Genomic DNA, 14,415 nt, shown 5'->3' on the forward strand with positions numbered 1-14,415 from the left:
CACCTGATGAATATTTTTGTCTGCCTTACCGCTACTCCGCCACCAGCTGTCCTTCGCGAACACGGCCACGCCGGCAGGACTCATCCCACAGCCCAACGCATGACGCCGTTGACCACCACTCCCGCAACGATCCAGGCGCAGACAGGGACGCTGAGCTTGCCAAGCAACCGCCCCAGGTCCGTTGCCGACAACCGCACGCAGCGCAGGATGACAACCAGATACAGCGCGTAGAAGACCCCACCCGATACCGCATATGTCTCGGGAATGTATCCCCCCATCGCATGCCACGCCCCGACCACCAGACCGATGCGAATGACCAGTCCGGCGACCTGCAACATCAGCGCTTCGCGCTGCTTTTGCAGGACATGCAAACTCATGGAGAGCGGAGAAGTCAAAAACTGCAATAAAAACGATGGCGTCAACCAGGCGACGAGAACCCCCGATCGCTCCCAAGCCGCCCCAAAAACGAACGGAAAAGCGACAGGTGCCACGATTCCTGCGAAACATAGCGGGCCCACACCCACTTTGGTCAGCATTGCGAGGGTGTCCGCGGTGTAGGCGGCGAGCCTGCCCTCACGTTCCTCCTTCGCCGCGTGGGCAAGGTAGACCTGGCCCACCGCACTGCTGATCAGCGCGACGGGCGCTTGCATCACCTGCATGGCCAGCACGAGAAACCCCGCCTCCGGCCCGGCTACGATTGCGGCGATCAGCAACACAGGAAGCTGTAGCGCAGCATTGTTCGCAAGCGCCTCGAAGGTCGAGAACTTGGGGAAACGCTGGTAGCGGACGAACATGGCCCTCATGTTCGTCACGCTCGGCGACAGGCGCTCCCGACGGCAATCCGCCACCAAGCCACGAGCCAGCAACAAAGAGCCGGCGCCATGGTTGAGCAACTGCCCCGCCATCAGGCCGAGGGGTGACCCACTCCACCACCCCACTCCGGCCTGGACCGACACTGCGGACACCGACTGGGTCAGTCGCGTGCGCGCGATGAGTCCGAACGCCTTCCGTCTCGTCGCCCACATCTGCATCGCATTGTAGGTGCTCGCGCAGAAGATTCCAGCCGGAATGAACCATTCCAGCCCGCCCAGGGTTCCACGCCCTAGCCATGAGGCGATTTGCTCGCGCCCCAGCATGAACACCACCAGGGCCAGCACCGCGCTCAGGGTGGAAAAGAGCAAGGCCAGGGCAAGCAGACCCAGCGCATCCTCTTCCTCCTCGGCAAGAGGGATGGCGATATCGAACCTCAGGCCCGCAGCGACGAAAATCGTCCCGACGATCGAGGAATAAATGGCCAACAGGGAAAAATCGTCAGGCGTGTAGAGCCGAGTCAACAAAGGCAACGCAAGCAACATCAACGCCTGGGCGAAAGCCGTCCCGCCCGCGAGAAGACCCACGGAGCGCACCAGGCGGTTCCCCGCTATTTCATGCCACCTTTGCGCCAGGGACATGGAACTAGCACCTGCCACTGGAAGGCGCCGCGCGTGGAAGTCCCGGCCTTCCCTCTGCCTGGAGACGCCAATCCGCCAGCGCAGGCACCCTTGCACGTGCCCGTCCCAGCGGCCTCGTCAACATGAATGCAAGCATCACCAACAAAAACAACCCACCACTGAACAGTGTCGAGATCAGGGAAACGCTGATCAAGCCCAGCGCCACGATGGGAATCGCGCACACGAAGGGCGCAACGCCTCCCCTGATGATCTGGCCAAACATCAGGCCAATCAGGATCGAGAAGAGCACCACGCCCACGAGACCAAATGCCACATAGGCTTCCGCGACATAGAAGGCATTTGAATTGCCCGTCGTCTCTTCACCCGATTTGAACTGGAACATGAACACTTGCTTCTCGAGGTTGGCGAAATCCAGGCCAAAGATCCTCGACAGATGCCTGTTTGTCGAGAAATGAAGCATCGAGCCGCTGCTGCTCAGTTGCCAGTACAGCAAGGTATCGTAGGCAGTCACGAACGGAATCCACACCAGGCGGTTGACCATGTACGCCACCCCGTCGGGCCGGTCCAAGTCATAGAACATGAATTGGTAGGAATGCTGGTCAGCAAGCGATGCGACCTGGACGGGAGGCACGCCAACGAGCTCTCGCCTGACAGTATCAAGCATGCGCGTGGCGGAATGCTCGGAGCGTTGGGCGGTGGCCGGCATGGCAGTATTGCTGGCATCCGACAGGGTCAGATCGCTTTTCAGGGACACCAGCGAAACGAAGACGAAGGCACCGACGAACATCATGACCGCGTACCAGAAGTCGCGGAACCGCTTCGCCGAGAGAAAGTAGATGAACAAGGGGATATAAGCCCAAGTAATCAACGCCTTCTCGAAGGCCGACACGAGCAGGAACGAAATGATGGCCAGCCGCACAAAAGCCTGGAAACGGCTCTTGATAAGAAACACGGCAACGATCGCGAAGGGCACGAATCCTTTGTTGAAGATCGACTGCACGTAGGCAAAGAAGATCCAAGGCATCTCCGTGACCTTGTAGAAATCTGCCCGCATGGCCGAGGCGTCTCCGCCGTGCAACATGAATTCGAGCAAGGGCACGTAGCCCAGATGTGCGCACAGACCCAGATAGCTGCCGAAATAAACCATCCAGCAAAAATTGAACAGCCCCCCCCGGAATCCATTCAGGGCGAGCTCTCTCCTCCCCCCGATGCGCAACGATATTTTGAGTGCGACGAAATACGAGACGATCGCCAGCACGGCGAGGAGCAACAACTCCATGGCCAGCCAATCCCCGAACAGCCACGCCGCCCCGAGGGCTTGGGGAATCATGAAAACGAATATGCCTAGAGGCAAGGCATACATTGCAAGCAATCGAGCCAGTCGCATCCCCGTTACTCCGACTCGGCACGCCGCAAGGACGCGGACCGGCCCTGTTTCGTCTTGGCGATGCGACACGCACCGGTGAATACCTGCCGCAACACCGATCAAGTCTCCGTCGTATCCAGGACGTTTGCCAGGGCTCGGACGATCTGGTCCATTACAGGCTCACTCAGATACGGATGGAACGGCAGGCTCATGACCCTGTCCGACAACGCATCGCCGACAGGCAGGCTGGCCGCCGTATCGCTGACCGCAGGTTGTTTGTTCAGGGGCAATGGATAATGCACGACAGTCGGAATACCCCGCTCCTTCAACTTCGCCTGGACGTTTTCACGCGCCGCCACCTGGACGGTATATTGCGCCCAGACACTGCGGTTGTGAGGCAACACCTCTGGCAACACCAGGCCCGGAATGGCGCCAAGCTTGTCGGCGTAGCGCACGGCTACGTCATTGCGCAAGGAGACTTCTTCGTCGAAAATCTCGAGTTTCGCAAGCAACACGGCAGCTTGGAGGGTATCTAGCCGGCTATTCACGCCCACCCGCGTATGGTAGTAGCGGCGCGACTGACCATGGCGCGCGATCTGACGCAAGACTACGGCCAGCTCATCCGAATTCGTGAACATGGCACCGCCATCGCCATAGCAGCCCAGCGGCTTGCTCGGGAAAAAGCTGGTGCAGGACACATCGGTCAGGTTGCCGGATGCCCGGCCTTTGTAGGTGGCGCCAAAACTCTGTGCCGCATCCTCGATCACGGGAATGCCATGCCTGGCCGCAACCGCGTTGATCTCATCGAATTCGGCACACTGTCCGTAGAGGGACACTGGAATGATCGCCTTCGTGCGCGGTGTTATGGCGGCCTCCAGCAGCGCCGCGTCCAGATTGTAGGTACGCGGGTCAATGTCGACGTAGACCGGCGTGCCACCAAGCAGCGCCACCGTTTCAGCCGTGGCGATATAGGTGAAGCCCGGCGTGATCACCTCATCTCCAGGCTGGATGCCATAAGCCATCAAGGCGATTTGCAAAGCGTCGGTCCCGTTCGCACAGCTGATGCAATGCCTTGCCCCGACGTAATCGGCCAAACGCTCTTCCAGCGCCGCAACTTCCGGGCCGAGAATGTATTGCCCGTGTTCAAGCACCTTGCGAATACCTTCGTCGATGCGCGACTTGATCCGTGCCTGTTGCGTCTTGAGGTCAATGAAATCGATCATTGAGTGCCCTCCAGCTTCTTGACGACGTTGCCGGCCAGCTCATAGATGTCGCCGGTATGCGCGCACGCCACCCGGCCAGAGCCGCTCAGGGGAAGATCGAGCTGCTCGCCATATTCGCTCATCCAACCGATCTGGCGTGACGGCACGCCCACCACCAAGGCATAGGCAGGCACGTCCTTGTTCACGACAGCGCCCGCGCCTATGAAGGCGTAGGCGCCTATCGTCACGCCGCAAACTACCGTGCAATTGGCGCCCAACGTGGCTCCCCGGCGAACCAGGGTGTCGCGATACTCGCTCTTGCGCTCGATCAGTGAGCGCGGGTTGTAGACATTCGTGAACACCATGCTAGGCCCGCAGAAAACGCCTTCTTCCAGCGTCACGTTGTCGTAGACCGACACGTTGTTCTGAACCTTGCAGCGGTCGCCGATGACCACCTTGTTCCCGACGAATACGTTCTGCCCGAGAGAGACCTCTTTGCCGATCCGGGCGCCCGCGCACACATGCGCAAAGTGCCAGACCCTGCTGCCCTCTCCGATTTGCGCGCCCTCATCAACGATCGCGCTGGGGTGCTGCTGATAGTGGCTCATTATTTCTGCAAGAAAGGATGGCGCTCGCCGGCGTCGCCGCGAACTTCCGCCTTGCGGATGGCGGCAACGGTGGAAATAGCGACACGATTTTCTTCAAGACCGAAGCCGCGGCCAGCCAGGATTTCCTGGTAGCTGCGCGTGTGCAGATCGGTAAAGCCGCCCGAGAACTCGATCTCCTCGCCATCGACCGTGATGGAGCGGAACGTCCGCTGCCCCTTCTCGCGTTGCTGTGCAGGCACGTCCTGGAAATCGACGGACAGGAACCAGCGCACACGGGCACGCTCGTACTCCAGGTAACCCGCAGCCTTGCTGTCTCCGGACAGATGGACGCTGTTGTCTTGCAGGTCACCGAAAATGAAATGCAGCATGTCGAAGAAATGGACACCGATGTTGGTGGCGATGCCGCCCGCCTTCTTGATATCGCCCTTCCAGGACTGCTGGTACCAATGACCTCGCGAAGTGATGTAGGTCAGGTCGACCTCATGCTTGCGATCGAGGGCTTGCGACCGCACTTTCTCGCGCAGGGCAACAATCGCGGGGTGCACGCGCAACTGCAGAATGGTATTGACCTTGCGGCCGGTGTCGCGCTCGATCTCCTGGAGGCCATCGATATTCCAGGGGTTCAGCACCAGCGGCTTTTCGCAGATCGCGTCGGCACCCGAGCGCAACGCGAAACGCATATGGGAATCGTGCAGGTAATTCGGCGAGCAGATCGAGACGTAGTCAATCTGGCTGGACTTTCCCGTACGGCGCAATTTGTCGATATGCCGATCAAATCGCTCGAACTCCGTGAAGAACTCCGCATCCGGAAAATGACTGTCGATGATGCCTACCGAATCATTGGGATCCAGGGCAGCCACCAGATGATTGCCGGTTTCCTTGATCGCGATCATGTGGCGCGGCGCGATATATCCCGCCGCCCCGATAAGCGCAAAATTCTTCATATTATCGCTTTTCATAGAGTCATTTAACCAAGAGGATGAGCATACCCATCGTGATCATCCAAATCGTCTTTCGCTATCCTTGACCAACACACTGTCCTTGCGCAGCAAGGATATCTCCCGCTGCAGCGCTTCATACTCGGCCATCTTGACTTTGAGAAAACGCGCGGACAGATCGGCCTTCGCGGTAAAGCCAGCTGGCGTCAGCAAGTAAGCGTATGCCAACTTGTTGCGGCTATTGCGAAAGTTCTTCATTTTGATGAGCCCTTTATCCAGCAAGGCTCGCACGCAATAATTGGCCTTGCCCACGCTCACGCCCAATGCCTCGGCCATTTCCCTTTGACTCAACTCCGGATTGTTCTCCAACAATCGCAGAACTTTCAGGTGAGCCTCCAGTTGCAGAAGGTCATCCACGATAATCGGCCTCATAAGAAAAAGGCATCGGGATGGATCCCGAGGATTCCGTTCACTCACTGAACGGCGGCGATGATATCACACCGCCCGGGGCGAAAAATAGCTTGGAGGCAGGCCTCCCATGGAGGATCTCACCCCGTGACGGATCGTCATCACATGAAACAGTTTCCGATCCCCAAGGCCATCACGAACTCGCGGCACCCCCATTCCAGAAGCGCCTTGCGACGGGCTTCCCACGATTATTCTCGTCGTAATATTCTGTTCGCCTATTTTCAACGCTTTCAAGCCGGCCAGATCCTTTTCGCCCAGCTTGCCAGGCGTCCGGCTTTCCGTCATTCGGTAGTCGGATACATATACCCACGCCGCCACGGATAACTCAGATCCGACGGATCATCCAGCTCATCCGCTCGTCCGCTCGGCAGCCCCTGCGCCAACACCTGGTGCAGGGCAATCCAGCCGTGCTCGAACCCCATCGCGCAACCCGCCAGGTAGAGTCGGTAAGCCCGCAGCGCCCGGGCGCCCTGCTCACCCGACAACACCCGCCCAGCCTCCTCCAGCCGAGCCTCCAACGCATCGCTCCAAGCCCATAACGTCCGCGCATAATGCGGTCGCAGGTTCTCCACGTCCAACGTCTCCAGCCCGCCGTTGGCGACGTTTTCCAGCACATGGCTGATATGCGTCAGCTCCCCGCCCGGGAAGATGTACTTCTCGATGAACTCGCCCATCCCGTTACCCAGCTCGGCGTTGTAGACGCCGCCAGCGGTGATGCCGTGGTTCAGGACGAGCCCACCCGGCCGCAGCAGGCCCTGCAACACCGCGAAGTACGCCTGCAGATTGGCCCGCCCCACATGTTCGAACATGCCCACCGAGGCAATCTTGTCGAAGGGCTGGGAGGCATCCAGCTTGCGATAGTCCAGCAGTTCCATCCGCACGCGGGCCGACAGCCCCTTCTCTTCGATGAGACGGGTGACGTGGGCATGCTGGTTGCGAGACAGCGTGATCCCCGTGGCGTCCACGCCATAATGCTCCGCCGCCCAAAGCAGCAGGCCGCCCCAACCCGCCCCCACGTCCAGGAACCGCTCGCCGGGCATCAGGCGCAGCTTGCGGCAGATGAGATCCAGCTTGGCCTCCTGGGCGCCTGCCAGGGATTGCTGCGGCGTCTCGAAATAGGCGCAGGAATAGACCCGGCGGGGATCCAGCCACAAGGCGTAGAAGTCATCCGACAGGTCGTAGTGGAACTCGATCTGCTTGGCGTCGCGCTCGACGGAATGGCGCCAGACGGACAGCAGGCGTCGCGCCAGCTCGGTGAACCAGCCGCCACGGGCGGCATCGATGGGCGTGCCGGGCAACAACTGGGCAGCCGCGGCCATCAGCTTGCGCATGCTGCCCTCGATCTCCACACGCCCTTCGACATAGTCCTGACCCAGGACCCCGACATCTCCGGCCGCCAGGTGGAGCAGCGCAGCCTTGTCGCGGGCATGGAAAACGACTTCCGGATACTCGGCGCCGACCTGCTCGCCATCCGGCATGACGAGACGAACGCGCGTGTCGATGGATTCCAGCTTGCGCGCCACGGTAGAAAGCAAAGGATTCACGACCGACCTCTCCCCTGACAGACTGTCCGACATGGATTTGCCTAGTATGTCCCGGAAGTTACAGGAGAGGCAATCGCGGCGGGCAGCGTGCTACAGTGAATGCCTCCCCTGGGCACACGCCTTGCGGCCCGCCGTCCTATCCGTCCCCCCGTAGCAATGCCCCCGTCTCCCCTCACGCGTTCGTTCCCAGGCTGGTTGATCCTGATGGGCGCGCTGACCGCGATCGGCCCCTTGTCGATCGACATGTACCTCCCCGCCTTCCCCGCCATCGCGCAGGCGCTGGGCGCCAGCCCCGGCGAGGTCGAGCGCACCCTTGCCGCCTACCTGGCCGGCATGGCGCTCGCGCAGCTGGCCTACGGCCCGCTGTCCGACCGCTATGGCCGCAAGCTGCCCCTGTGCGGCGCGCTGATCCTCTACATCGTGGCCTCCGCGGCGGCGGCGCTGGCCCCCGATGTACACAGCCTGACCGCCTGGCGCGTGGTGCAGGCCATCGGCGGCGCGGCTGGCGTGGTCATTCCCCGGGCCGTGATCCGGGACAACCTGGGCGTGCAGGATTCCGCCCGGGCGATGTCCTCGCTGATGCTGATCATGGGCCTGGCGCCCATCCTGGCGCCGCTGGTCGGCGGCCAGTTGCTGGGCATCACCGGCTGGCGGGGCATCTTCTGGCTGATGTCGGCCATGGGCCTGGTGCTGCTGGTCTTCGTCCTGCGCACCATGCGGGAGTCGCTGCCGGCCGACAGGCGGCTGCCCCTGACCCCAGCAGTCATCACGCGCAATTACGCCGAACTGCTGCGCCACCGACCTTTCGTCGCCTATGCACTGGCGGGCGGCTTCGGCTCGGCCGGCATGTTCGCCTACATTGCCGCATCGCCACGCGTCTTCATCGATTTCTACGACGTACCCGCCGAGTGGTACGGCCTGCTGTTCGGCCTGAATGCCGCCGGCCTGATCGCGGGCTCGCAGGTCAGCGCGCGACTGCTCCGGCGCCATGTTCCCGGCACGCTGCTGGGCCGCGCACTGCCGGCGCTGGCGCTGATTCCCCTGGCCGGACTCGCCCTGACGCTGCTGGGCCTCATCACGCTGCCACTGCTGATGGCCTGCCTGGTCGGCTACATGAGCAGCCAGGGTTTCGTGAACCCGAACGCCGCCGCCCTCGCCCTGGCCGACCAGGGCAAACGGCTGGGCGCGGCATCCGCGCTCATGGGCATGCTGCAGATCGGCTGCGGCGTCCTGTCCGGCCTGCTGATCAGCGCCTGGGGCACCCCCGGCCCGCTGCCGCTGACCTGCCTGCTGGCGCTGTGCGGCTGCCTGGCCTGGCTCAGCGGACGCATCGCCCTGCGGGCCTCGGCGGCAAAAACAACAGCAGCTTGATTTTTTTACGGATTCCAGGATAGAATCGCTGTCTTCGCGGATTTCAACCGTGATTTCCCGTGCCTTGGCGGCTATGCTTTGCAGCCAGGGTGCTCTGACCCCGCCAGCGCATCGCCCGGGCGTCAGCGGGGTATAAGCACAGCGCGTTCTGCCAGGCAGCTTCAGCGGCAAGCACCACGAAGCGGCCACCACGGCAAACCTGCTCCATCCAAGCATTTGGGTGGTCGGCCGGCCCGCACGACACCGTGCGCATCTCCAGGCCGGCGGCTTCTACCACCCGCTGATCCCCACCGATGCCCGGCACCCTGAAAAAGAAGGTGCAACCATGGCACGCGTATGCCAAGTTACCGGCAAAGGCCCGATGGTGGGCAACAACGTTTCCCACGCCAACAACAAGACCAAGCGTCGCTTCCTGCCCAACCTGCAATCGCGCCGGTTCTGGGTTGAAAGCGAAAACCGCTGGGTGCGCCTGCGCGTTTCCGCCAAGGCCATCCGCACCATCGACAAGAACGGCATCGACGCAGTCCTGGCCGACTTGCGCGCCCGCGGCGAACTGGCTTAAGCCAATCGCCCACTGACATCACCAGGAGCAAGACATGGCCAAAGGTATCCGTGAAAAGATCAAGCTCGAGTCGACCGCCGGCACGGGCCACTTCTACACCACCACCAAGAACAAGCGCAACATGCCGGAAAAGATGCTGATCAAGAAGTTTGATCCCGTCGCCCGCAAGCACGTTGACTACAAGGAAGTGAAGCTGAAGTAATTCAGCGCGCAGGCCCTCCGGGGCCCGCCACGACCTGACAAAAGCCCCGCCTCGCGCGGGGCTTTTGCTTTTCCTGCCATGCCATCGCTTGACGGGCTCTCGCGACACATTTATCTTTACGTCGAAATACTTCATGTAAAGACAAATGCCTGATCCCTCCCCCGTTCCCACCACCGATCACGTCGATTTCGTCGTCTCCCAGTGGCGCCAGCATTGCCCGCAACACGACGTGGCCGCCATGCAGATCGTCAGCCGCATCTTCCGGTATGCAACCCTGGCCACGCGCGACGCGGAGCAGGCCTTCCGTGCGCATGGCCTGCAACAGGGCGAATTCGACCTGCTGGCGACGCTCTACCGCGGCGGGCCTCCCCACACGCTCAGCCCGCAGCAACTGATCGACGCCCTGCTGCTGTCTTCCGGCGCCATGACCAACCGCCTGGACCGGCTGGAAACCGCCGGGCTCGTGACACGCAGCCCGAATCCGGAGGATCGGCGCGGCGTGCGTGTCGCCCTGACAGAGCAAGGGCTGGCACGCATCCAGGCCGCGATGGGTGATTACCTGCCCGTCCTCGAGCAATTGATCTCCCCGCTCTCGGACGGCGACCGCCAGACGCTGGCTGCCCTGTTGCGCCAACTCCTGGCCGCCCACGACCAGCACAGCCCCGGCGCCCTGCGCCCCTGACTTCCGAATGCCTGCCTCTGCCGCCATGACCACCACCCACGCCGCCACGCCGCGCCTCACCGCGCCGATCATCCTGCTGATGTCCATCGCCACGGGCCTCACCGTGGCCAGCAACTATTACGCGCAGCCGCTGCTGCACACCATCGGCCAGCAGTTCGGCCTGTCCACGACCGCCGCGGGCGCCATCGTCACGACCGCGCAGGTCAGCTACGCGGCCGGCCTGCTCTTCCTGGTGCCGCTGGGCGACCTCCTCGAACGCCGGCGCCTGATCGTGCTGATGACGCTCTGCTCCGCGGCAGGGTTGCTGGTGACGGCCTTCGCCACCAGCATCGGCATGGTGTTCCTGGGCACCGCCCTGACCGCCGTGCTGTCGGTGGTAGCACAGGTGCTGGTGCCCTACGCCGCCACGCTGGCCGAGCCGGAAACGCGCGGCAAGGTGGTGGGCACGATCATGAGCGGCCTGCTCCTGGGCATCCTGCTGGCCCGCACGGCCGCCGGCGCGCTGGCGGACCTGGGCAGCTGGCGCACCATCTACTGGGTGGCGGCCATCCTGCTGGTGCTGTGCGCGGCGGCGCTCTGGCGAGCGCTCCCCGCGTCCCGCAACCCCACGCAACTGTCCTATCCCCAGTTGCTGCGCTCCATTGGCGAACTCTTCCGCGACGAACCGCTCTTCCGGGCGCGCGCGGTGCTGGGCGCCCTGTCCTTTGCCATGTTCAGCGTGCTGTGGACCTCGCTGACCTTCCTGCTCGCAGGCCCCGACTATGGCTATTCCGACACCACCATCGGCCTGCTCGGCCTGGCCGGCGCCGCCGGCGCGCTGGCAGCCAGCCGGGTCGGGCGACTGGCCGACCGCGGCCTGGCCAACCGGTCGACGCGGGTGGGCCTGCTGCTGCTCCTGGCTTCCTGGCTCCCCCTGGCCTTCGCGCCTGTTTCCCTGACGGCGCTCATCGTGGGCATCCTGGTGCTGGATCTCTCCATCCAGGCTGTGCACGTCACCAACCAGAGCGCCATCTACCGTATCCGGCCCGAGGCCCGCAGCCGCCTGACGGCCGGCTACATGACGGCCTATTTCATCGGCGGCGCGCTGGGCTCGCTCGTGTCCGCCACGGCCTATGGCATGGCCGGCTGGCATGGCGTGTGCGCCGCGGGCACGGTCCTCGCCCTGGCCGCGCTGGCCTATGAATGGCGCACGCCAGGCGCGCACGTGCCCGACCTGCCCGCCGCCGCCAACTAGATTCTCCTGCACCTCCTATAATCGAGGGCTTTGGCCGAACGTCCGCGCACGGGCGGCCCCCCATTCATCCCGCGCGCCGTCCAGGCGCCGCGACCAGCCAGCTCATACATCGCCATGCAGGAACGCTACCAACCCAACGCCGTCGAAGCCGCCGCCCAGGCAGACTGGCAGGCGCGCGACGCCTATCTCGTCGCCGAGAACGCCACCGCCGCCGACGGCTCGGCCAAGCCCAAGTTCTACGCCTGCTCGATGCTGCCCTACCCCAGCGGCAAGCTGCACATGGGCCACGTGCGCAACTACACCATCAACGACATGATGGCGCGCCAGCTGCGCATGCGCGGCTACAACGTGCTCATGCCCATGGGCTGGGACGCCTTCGGCATGCCGGCCGAGAACGCCGCCATCAAGTCCAAGGTGCCGCCCGCGAAGTGGACCTACGACAACATCGCCTACATGAAGAAGCAGATGAAGGCGATGGGCCTGGCGATCGACTGGTCGCGCGAGATGTGCGCCTGCGATCCCGAGTACTACAAGTGGAACCAGTGGTTCTTCCTGAAGATGCTGGAAAAGGGCATTGCGTACCGCAAGACCCAGACCGTCAACTGGGATCCGGTAGACCAGACCGTGCTGGCCAACGAACAGGTGATCGATGGACGTGGCTGGCGCTCGGGCGCCCCCGTGGAAAAGCGCGAGATCCCGGGTTACTACCTGGCCATCACCCGTTACGCGCAGGAACTGCTGGACCCCGTGCAGAACGGCCTGCCCGGCTGGCCCGAGCGCGTGCGCGTCATGCAGGAGAACTGGATCGGCAAGAGCGAAGGCGTGCGCTTCGCCTTCCCGCATGACATCCGCGACCAGGACGGCACGCTGGTGCAGGACGGCCGCCTGTACGTCTTCACGACCCGCGCCGACACCATCATGGGCGTGACCTTCTGCGCCGTGGCGCCTGAACACCCGCTGGCCACGCTGGCCGCGCGCGACAAACCCGAGCTGTCCGCCTTCATCGAAGCGTGCCGCAAGGGCGGCACCACCGAGGCCGAGATCGCCACGCGCGAGAAGGAAGGCATGCCCACCGGCCTCACGGTCACGCACCCGCTCAACGGCAAGCCAGTGGAAGTCTGGGTCGGCAACTACGTCCTGATGAGCTATGGCGACGGCGCGGTCATGGGCGTGCCTGCGCATGACGAGCGTGATTTCGCCTTCGCCAAGAAATACCAGCTCGACATCCGCCAGGTCATCGCCGCCGAAGGCCGCGAGTTCTCGCTGGATGCCTGGCAGGAGTGGTATGGCGACAAGCAGATCGCGCGCACCGTGAACTCCGGCAAGTACGACGGCCTGGCCCATGCGCAGGCCGTGGATGCCGTGGCCGCCGACCTGGCGGCCCAGGGCCTGGGCGAGAAGCAGACGACCTTCCGCCTGCGCGACTGGGGCATTTCGCGCCAGCGTTACTGGGGCACGCCCATCCCCATCATCCATTGCCCGGATTGCGGCCCCGTGCCCGTCCCCGAGCAGGACCTGCCGGTGGTCCTGCCCGACGATCTCATCCCCGACGGCAGCGGCAATCCGCTGGCCAAGCACGAAGGCTTCCTGTCGTGCAGCTGCCCCAGCTGCGGCAAGCCCGCGCGCCGCGAAACCGACACGATGGACACCTTCGTGGACTCGTCGTGGTACTTCATGCGCTACGCCTCGGCGGGCAACAACACTGCCATGGTCGACGCCCGCAACGATTACTGGATGCCCATGGACCAGTACATCGGCGGGATCGAGCATGCGGTGCTGCATCTGCTGTATGCCCGCTTCTGGACCCGCGCCATGCGCGACATCGGCCTGGTGAAATTCGACGAGCCCTTCACCCGCCTGCTGTGCCAGGGCATGGTGCTGAACCACATCTACTCGCGCCGCACGCCGCAGGGCGGCATCGAGTATTACTGGCCCGAGGAAGTCGAGAACACCTACGACGCGCGCGGCGCCATCGTCGGCGCGCGCCTGAAGGCCGACGGCAGCGAGATCGACTACGGTGGCGTGGGCACGATGTCCAAGTCGAAGAACAACGGCGTGGATCCGCAATCGCTGATCGACACCCAGGGCGCCGACACCGCGCGCCTCTTCGTCATGTTCGCCAGCCCGCCCGAGCAGACGCTGGAATGGTCCGACTCGGGCGTGGACGGCTCGAACCGCTATCTTCGCCGACTGTGGTCCACCTGCCATGCGCGCCGCGACGCCGTTCTGCGCGGTCTGGCCGGCGGCCAGGCCGACTGGGCAGGCGCCGCCAACGAGATCAAGGACCTGCGCCGCGAGGTCTACACCTTGCTCAAGCAGGCCGACTACGACTACGAGCGCATCCAGTACAACACCGTGGTGTCGGCCTGCATGAAGATGCTCAACGCGATCGAGAACGCCAAGCTGCCCGAAGGCCCGCAAGCCGACGCCGCGCTGGCCGAGACGCTGGGCGTGCTGCTGCGCGTGCTGTATCCGGTCGTGCCGCACGTCACGTGGCAACTGTGGCGCGACCTGGGCTATGTCCAGACGTATGGCGACCTGCTCGACGCGCCCTGGCCCGCCATCGACGCCGCCGCACTCATCGCCGACGAACTGGAACTGATGCTGCAGATCAACGGCAAGCTGCGCGGCTCGGTGCGCGTGGCGAATGGCGCCGCGCGGGAAACCATCGAAGCGCTGGCCGTGGCCCACGAAGCCGTCGAGAAGTTCCTGGAAGGCCGTGCCCCGAAACGGGTTATCGTGGTGCCGGGCAAACTGGTCAACGTGGTCGGCTAAGGGCCGACAGGC

The 14,415-nt window shown here is 63.4% G+C and carries 13 protein-coding genes; 6 read left to right on the top strand and 7 right to left on the bottom strand.

All coding sequences use genetic code 11. The features are described from left to right. Positions 1–80 precede the first annotated feature (80 nt). From ODI_RS14255 to ODI_RS14285, 7 genes are all read right to left on the bottom strand, one after another. The gene (locus tag ODI_RS14255) at positions 81–1,451 is read right to left on the bottom strand and encodes a lipopolysaccharide biosynthesis protein (protein ID WP_067751597.1); all 1,371 of its coding nucleotides are present in this window, start codon (positions 1,449–1,451) and stop codon (positions 81–83) included. A 4-nt stretch (positions 1,452–1,455) separates the two neighbouring features. Beyond that, positions 1,456–2,781, bottom strand: a complete 1,326-nt coding sequence (locus ODI_RS14260) for a hypothetical protein (protein WP_157929764.1) — start codon at positions 2,779–2,781, stop codon at positions 1,456–1,458. 155 nt (positions 2,782–2,936) lie between these two features. Then, positions 2,937–4,040 carry a DegT/DnrJ/EryC1/StrS family aminotransferase gene (locus tag ODI_RS14265; protein WP_067751602.1) on the bottom strand — a complete coding sequence of 368 codons (1,104 nt, stop codon included), beginning with the start codon at positions 4,038–4,040 and terminating at the stop codon, positions 2,937–2,939. Beyond that, entirely contained in the window at positions 4,037–4,627 is a 591-nt protein-coding gene (locus ODI_RS14270; RefSeq protein ID WP_067751604.1) for an acyltransferase, read from the bottom strand. The genes ODI_RS14265 and ODI_RS14270 overlap by 4 nt, the downstream gene beginning before the upstream one ends. After that, the gene (locus ODI_RS14275) at positions 4,627–5,571 is read right to left on the bottom strand and encodes a Gfo/Idh/MocA family oxidoreductase (protein WP_067751607.1); all 945 of its coding nucleotides are present in this window, start codon (positions 5,569–5,571) and stop codon (positions 4,627–4,629) included. The genes ODI_RS14270 and ODI_RS14275 overlap by 1 nt, the downstream gene beginning before the upstream one ends. A 54-nt stretch (positions 5,572–5,625) precedes the next feature. Then, the gene (locus ODI_RS14280; RefSeq protein ID WP_067751955.1) at positions 5,626–5,982 is read right to left on the bottom strand and encodes a MarR family EPS-associated transcriptional regulator; all 357 of its coding nucleotides are present in this window, start codon (positions 5,980–5,982) and stop codon (positions 5,626–5,628) included. Positions 5,983–6,314: 332 nt separating this feature from the next. After that, positions 6,315–7,577, bottom strand: a complete 1,263-nt coding sequence (locus ODI_RS14285; RefSeq protein ID WP_098020911.1) for a class I SAM-dependent methyltransferase — start codon at positions 7,575–7,577, stop codon at positions 6,315–6,317. Between the two features lie 156 nt (positions 7,578–7,733). Between ODI_RS14285 and ODI_RS14290 the strand changes: the two genes are divergently transcribed. From ODI_RS14290 to leuS, 6 genes are all read left to right on the top strand, one after another. After that, the gene (locus ODI_RS14290; RefSeq protein ID WP_098020912.1) at positions 7,734–8,948 is read left to right on the top strand and encodes a multidrug effflux MFS transporter; all 1,215 of its coding nucleotides are present in this window, start codon (positions 7,734–7,736) and stop codon (positions 8,946–8,948) included. 325 nt (positions 8,949–9,273) lie between these two features. Next, a complete protein-coding gene (gene rpmB, locus ODI_RS14295; RefSeq protein WP_054503255.1) occupies positions 9,274–9,510 on the top strand; it encodes a 50S ribosomal protein L28 in 237 nt (78 codons plus the stop codon). 34 nt (positions 9,511–9,544) lie between these two features. After that, complete coding sequence (gene rpmG / locus ODI_RS14300) at positions 9,545–9,712, top strand: 50S ribosomal protein L33 (protein WP_067751613.1); 168 nt, start codon at positions 9,545–9,547, stop codon at positions 9,710–9,712. A gap of 145 nt (positions 9,713–9,857) precedes the next feature. Then, on the top strand, positions 9,858–10,394 hold the full coding sequence (locus tag ODI_RS14305; protein WP_067751616.1) for a MarR family winged helix-turn-helix transcriptional regulator: 537 nt from the start codon (positions 9,858–9,860) through the stop codon (positions 10,392–10,394). Between the two features lie 7 nt (positions 10,395–10,401). Further along, on the top strand, positions 10,402–11,628 hold the full coding sequence (locus ODI_RS14310; protein WP_231968060.1) for an MFS transporter: 1,227 nt from the start codon (positions 10,402–10,404) through the stop codon (positions 11,626–11,628). Positions 11,629–11,742: 114 nt separating this feature from the next. Then, a complete protein-coding gene (leuS, locus tag ODI_RS14315) occupies positions 11,743–14,403 on the top strand; it encodes a leucine--tRNA ligase (protein ID WP_067751619.1) in 2,661 nt (886 codons plus the stop codon). The last annotated feature ends 12 nt before the right edge of the window (positions 14,404–14,415 follow it).

Origin of the sequence: Orrella dioscoreae, from assembly GCF_900089455.2 — a bacterium.
Classification (GTDB): domain Bacteria; phylum Pseudomonadota; class Gammaproteobacteria; order Burkholderiales; family Burkholderiaceae_B; genus Orrella; species Orrella dioscoreae.

Bases quoted from the DNA above. Each gene is read 5' to 3' on its own strand.
- ODI_RS14290 (WP_098020912.1), top strand. From the start codon at position 7,734: ATGCCCCCGTCTCCCCTCACGCGTTCGTTCCCAGGCTGGTTGATCCTG.
- ODI_RS14260 (WP_157929764.1), bottom strand. From the start codon at position 2,781: ATGATTCCCCAAGCCCTCGGGGCGGCGTGGCTGTTCGGGGATTGGCTG.
- rpmB (WP_054503255.1), top strand. From the start codon at position 9,274: ATGGCACGCGTATGCCAAGTTACCGGCAAAGGCCCGATGGTGGGCAAC.
- ODI_RS14270 (WP_067751604.1), bottom strand. From the start codon at position 4,627: ATGAGCCACTATCAGCAGCACCCCAGCGCGATCGTTGATGAGGGCGCG.
- ODI_RS14305 (WP_067751616.1), top strand. From the start codon at position 9,858: ATGCCTGATCCCTCCCCCGTTCCCACCACCGATCACGTCGATTTCGTC.
- ODI_RS14255 (WP_067751597.1), bottom strand. From the start codon at position 1,451: ATGTCCCTGGCGCAAAGGTGGCATGAAATAGCGGGGAACCGCCTGGTG.
- ODI_RS14265 (WP_067751602.1), bottom strand. From the start codon at position 4,040: ATGATCGATTTCATTGACCTCAAGACGCAACAGGCACGGATCAAGTCG.
- rpmG (WP_067751613.1), top strand. From the start codon at position 9,545: ATGGCCAAAGGTATCCGTGAAAAGATCAAGCTCGAGTCGACCGCCGGC.
- ODI_RS14275 (WP_067751607.1), bottom strand. From the start codon at position 5,571: ATGAAGAATTTTGCGCTTATCGGGGCGGCGGGATATATCGCGCCGCGC.
- leuS (WP_067751619.1), top strand. From the start codon at position 11,743: ATGCAGGAACGCTACCAACCCAACGCCGTCGAAGCCGCCGCCCAGGCA.
- ODI_RS14310 (WP_231968060.1), top strand. From the start codon at position 10,402: ATGCCTGCCTCTGCCGCCATGACCACCACCCACGCCGCCACGCCGCGC.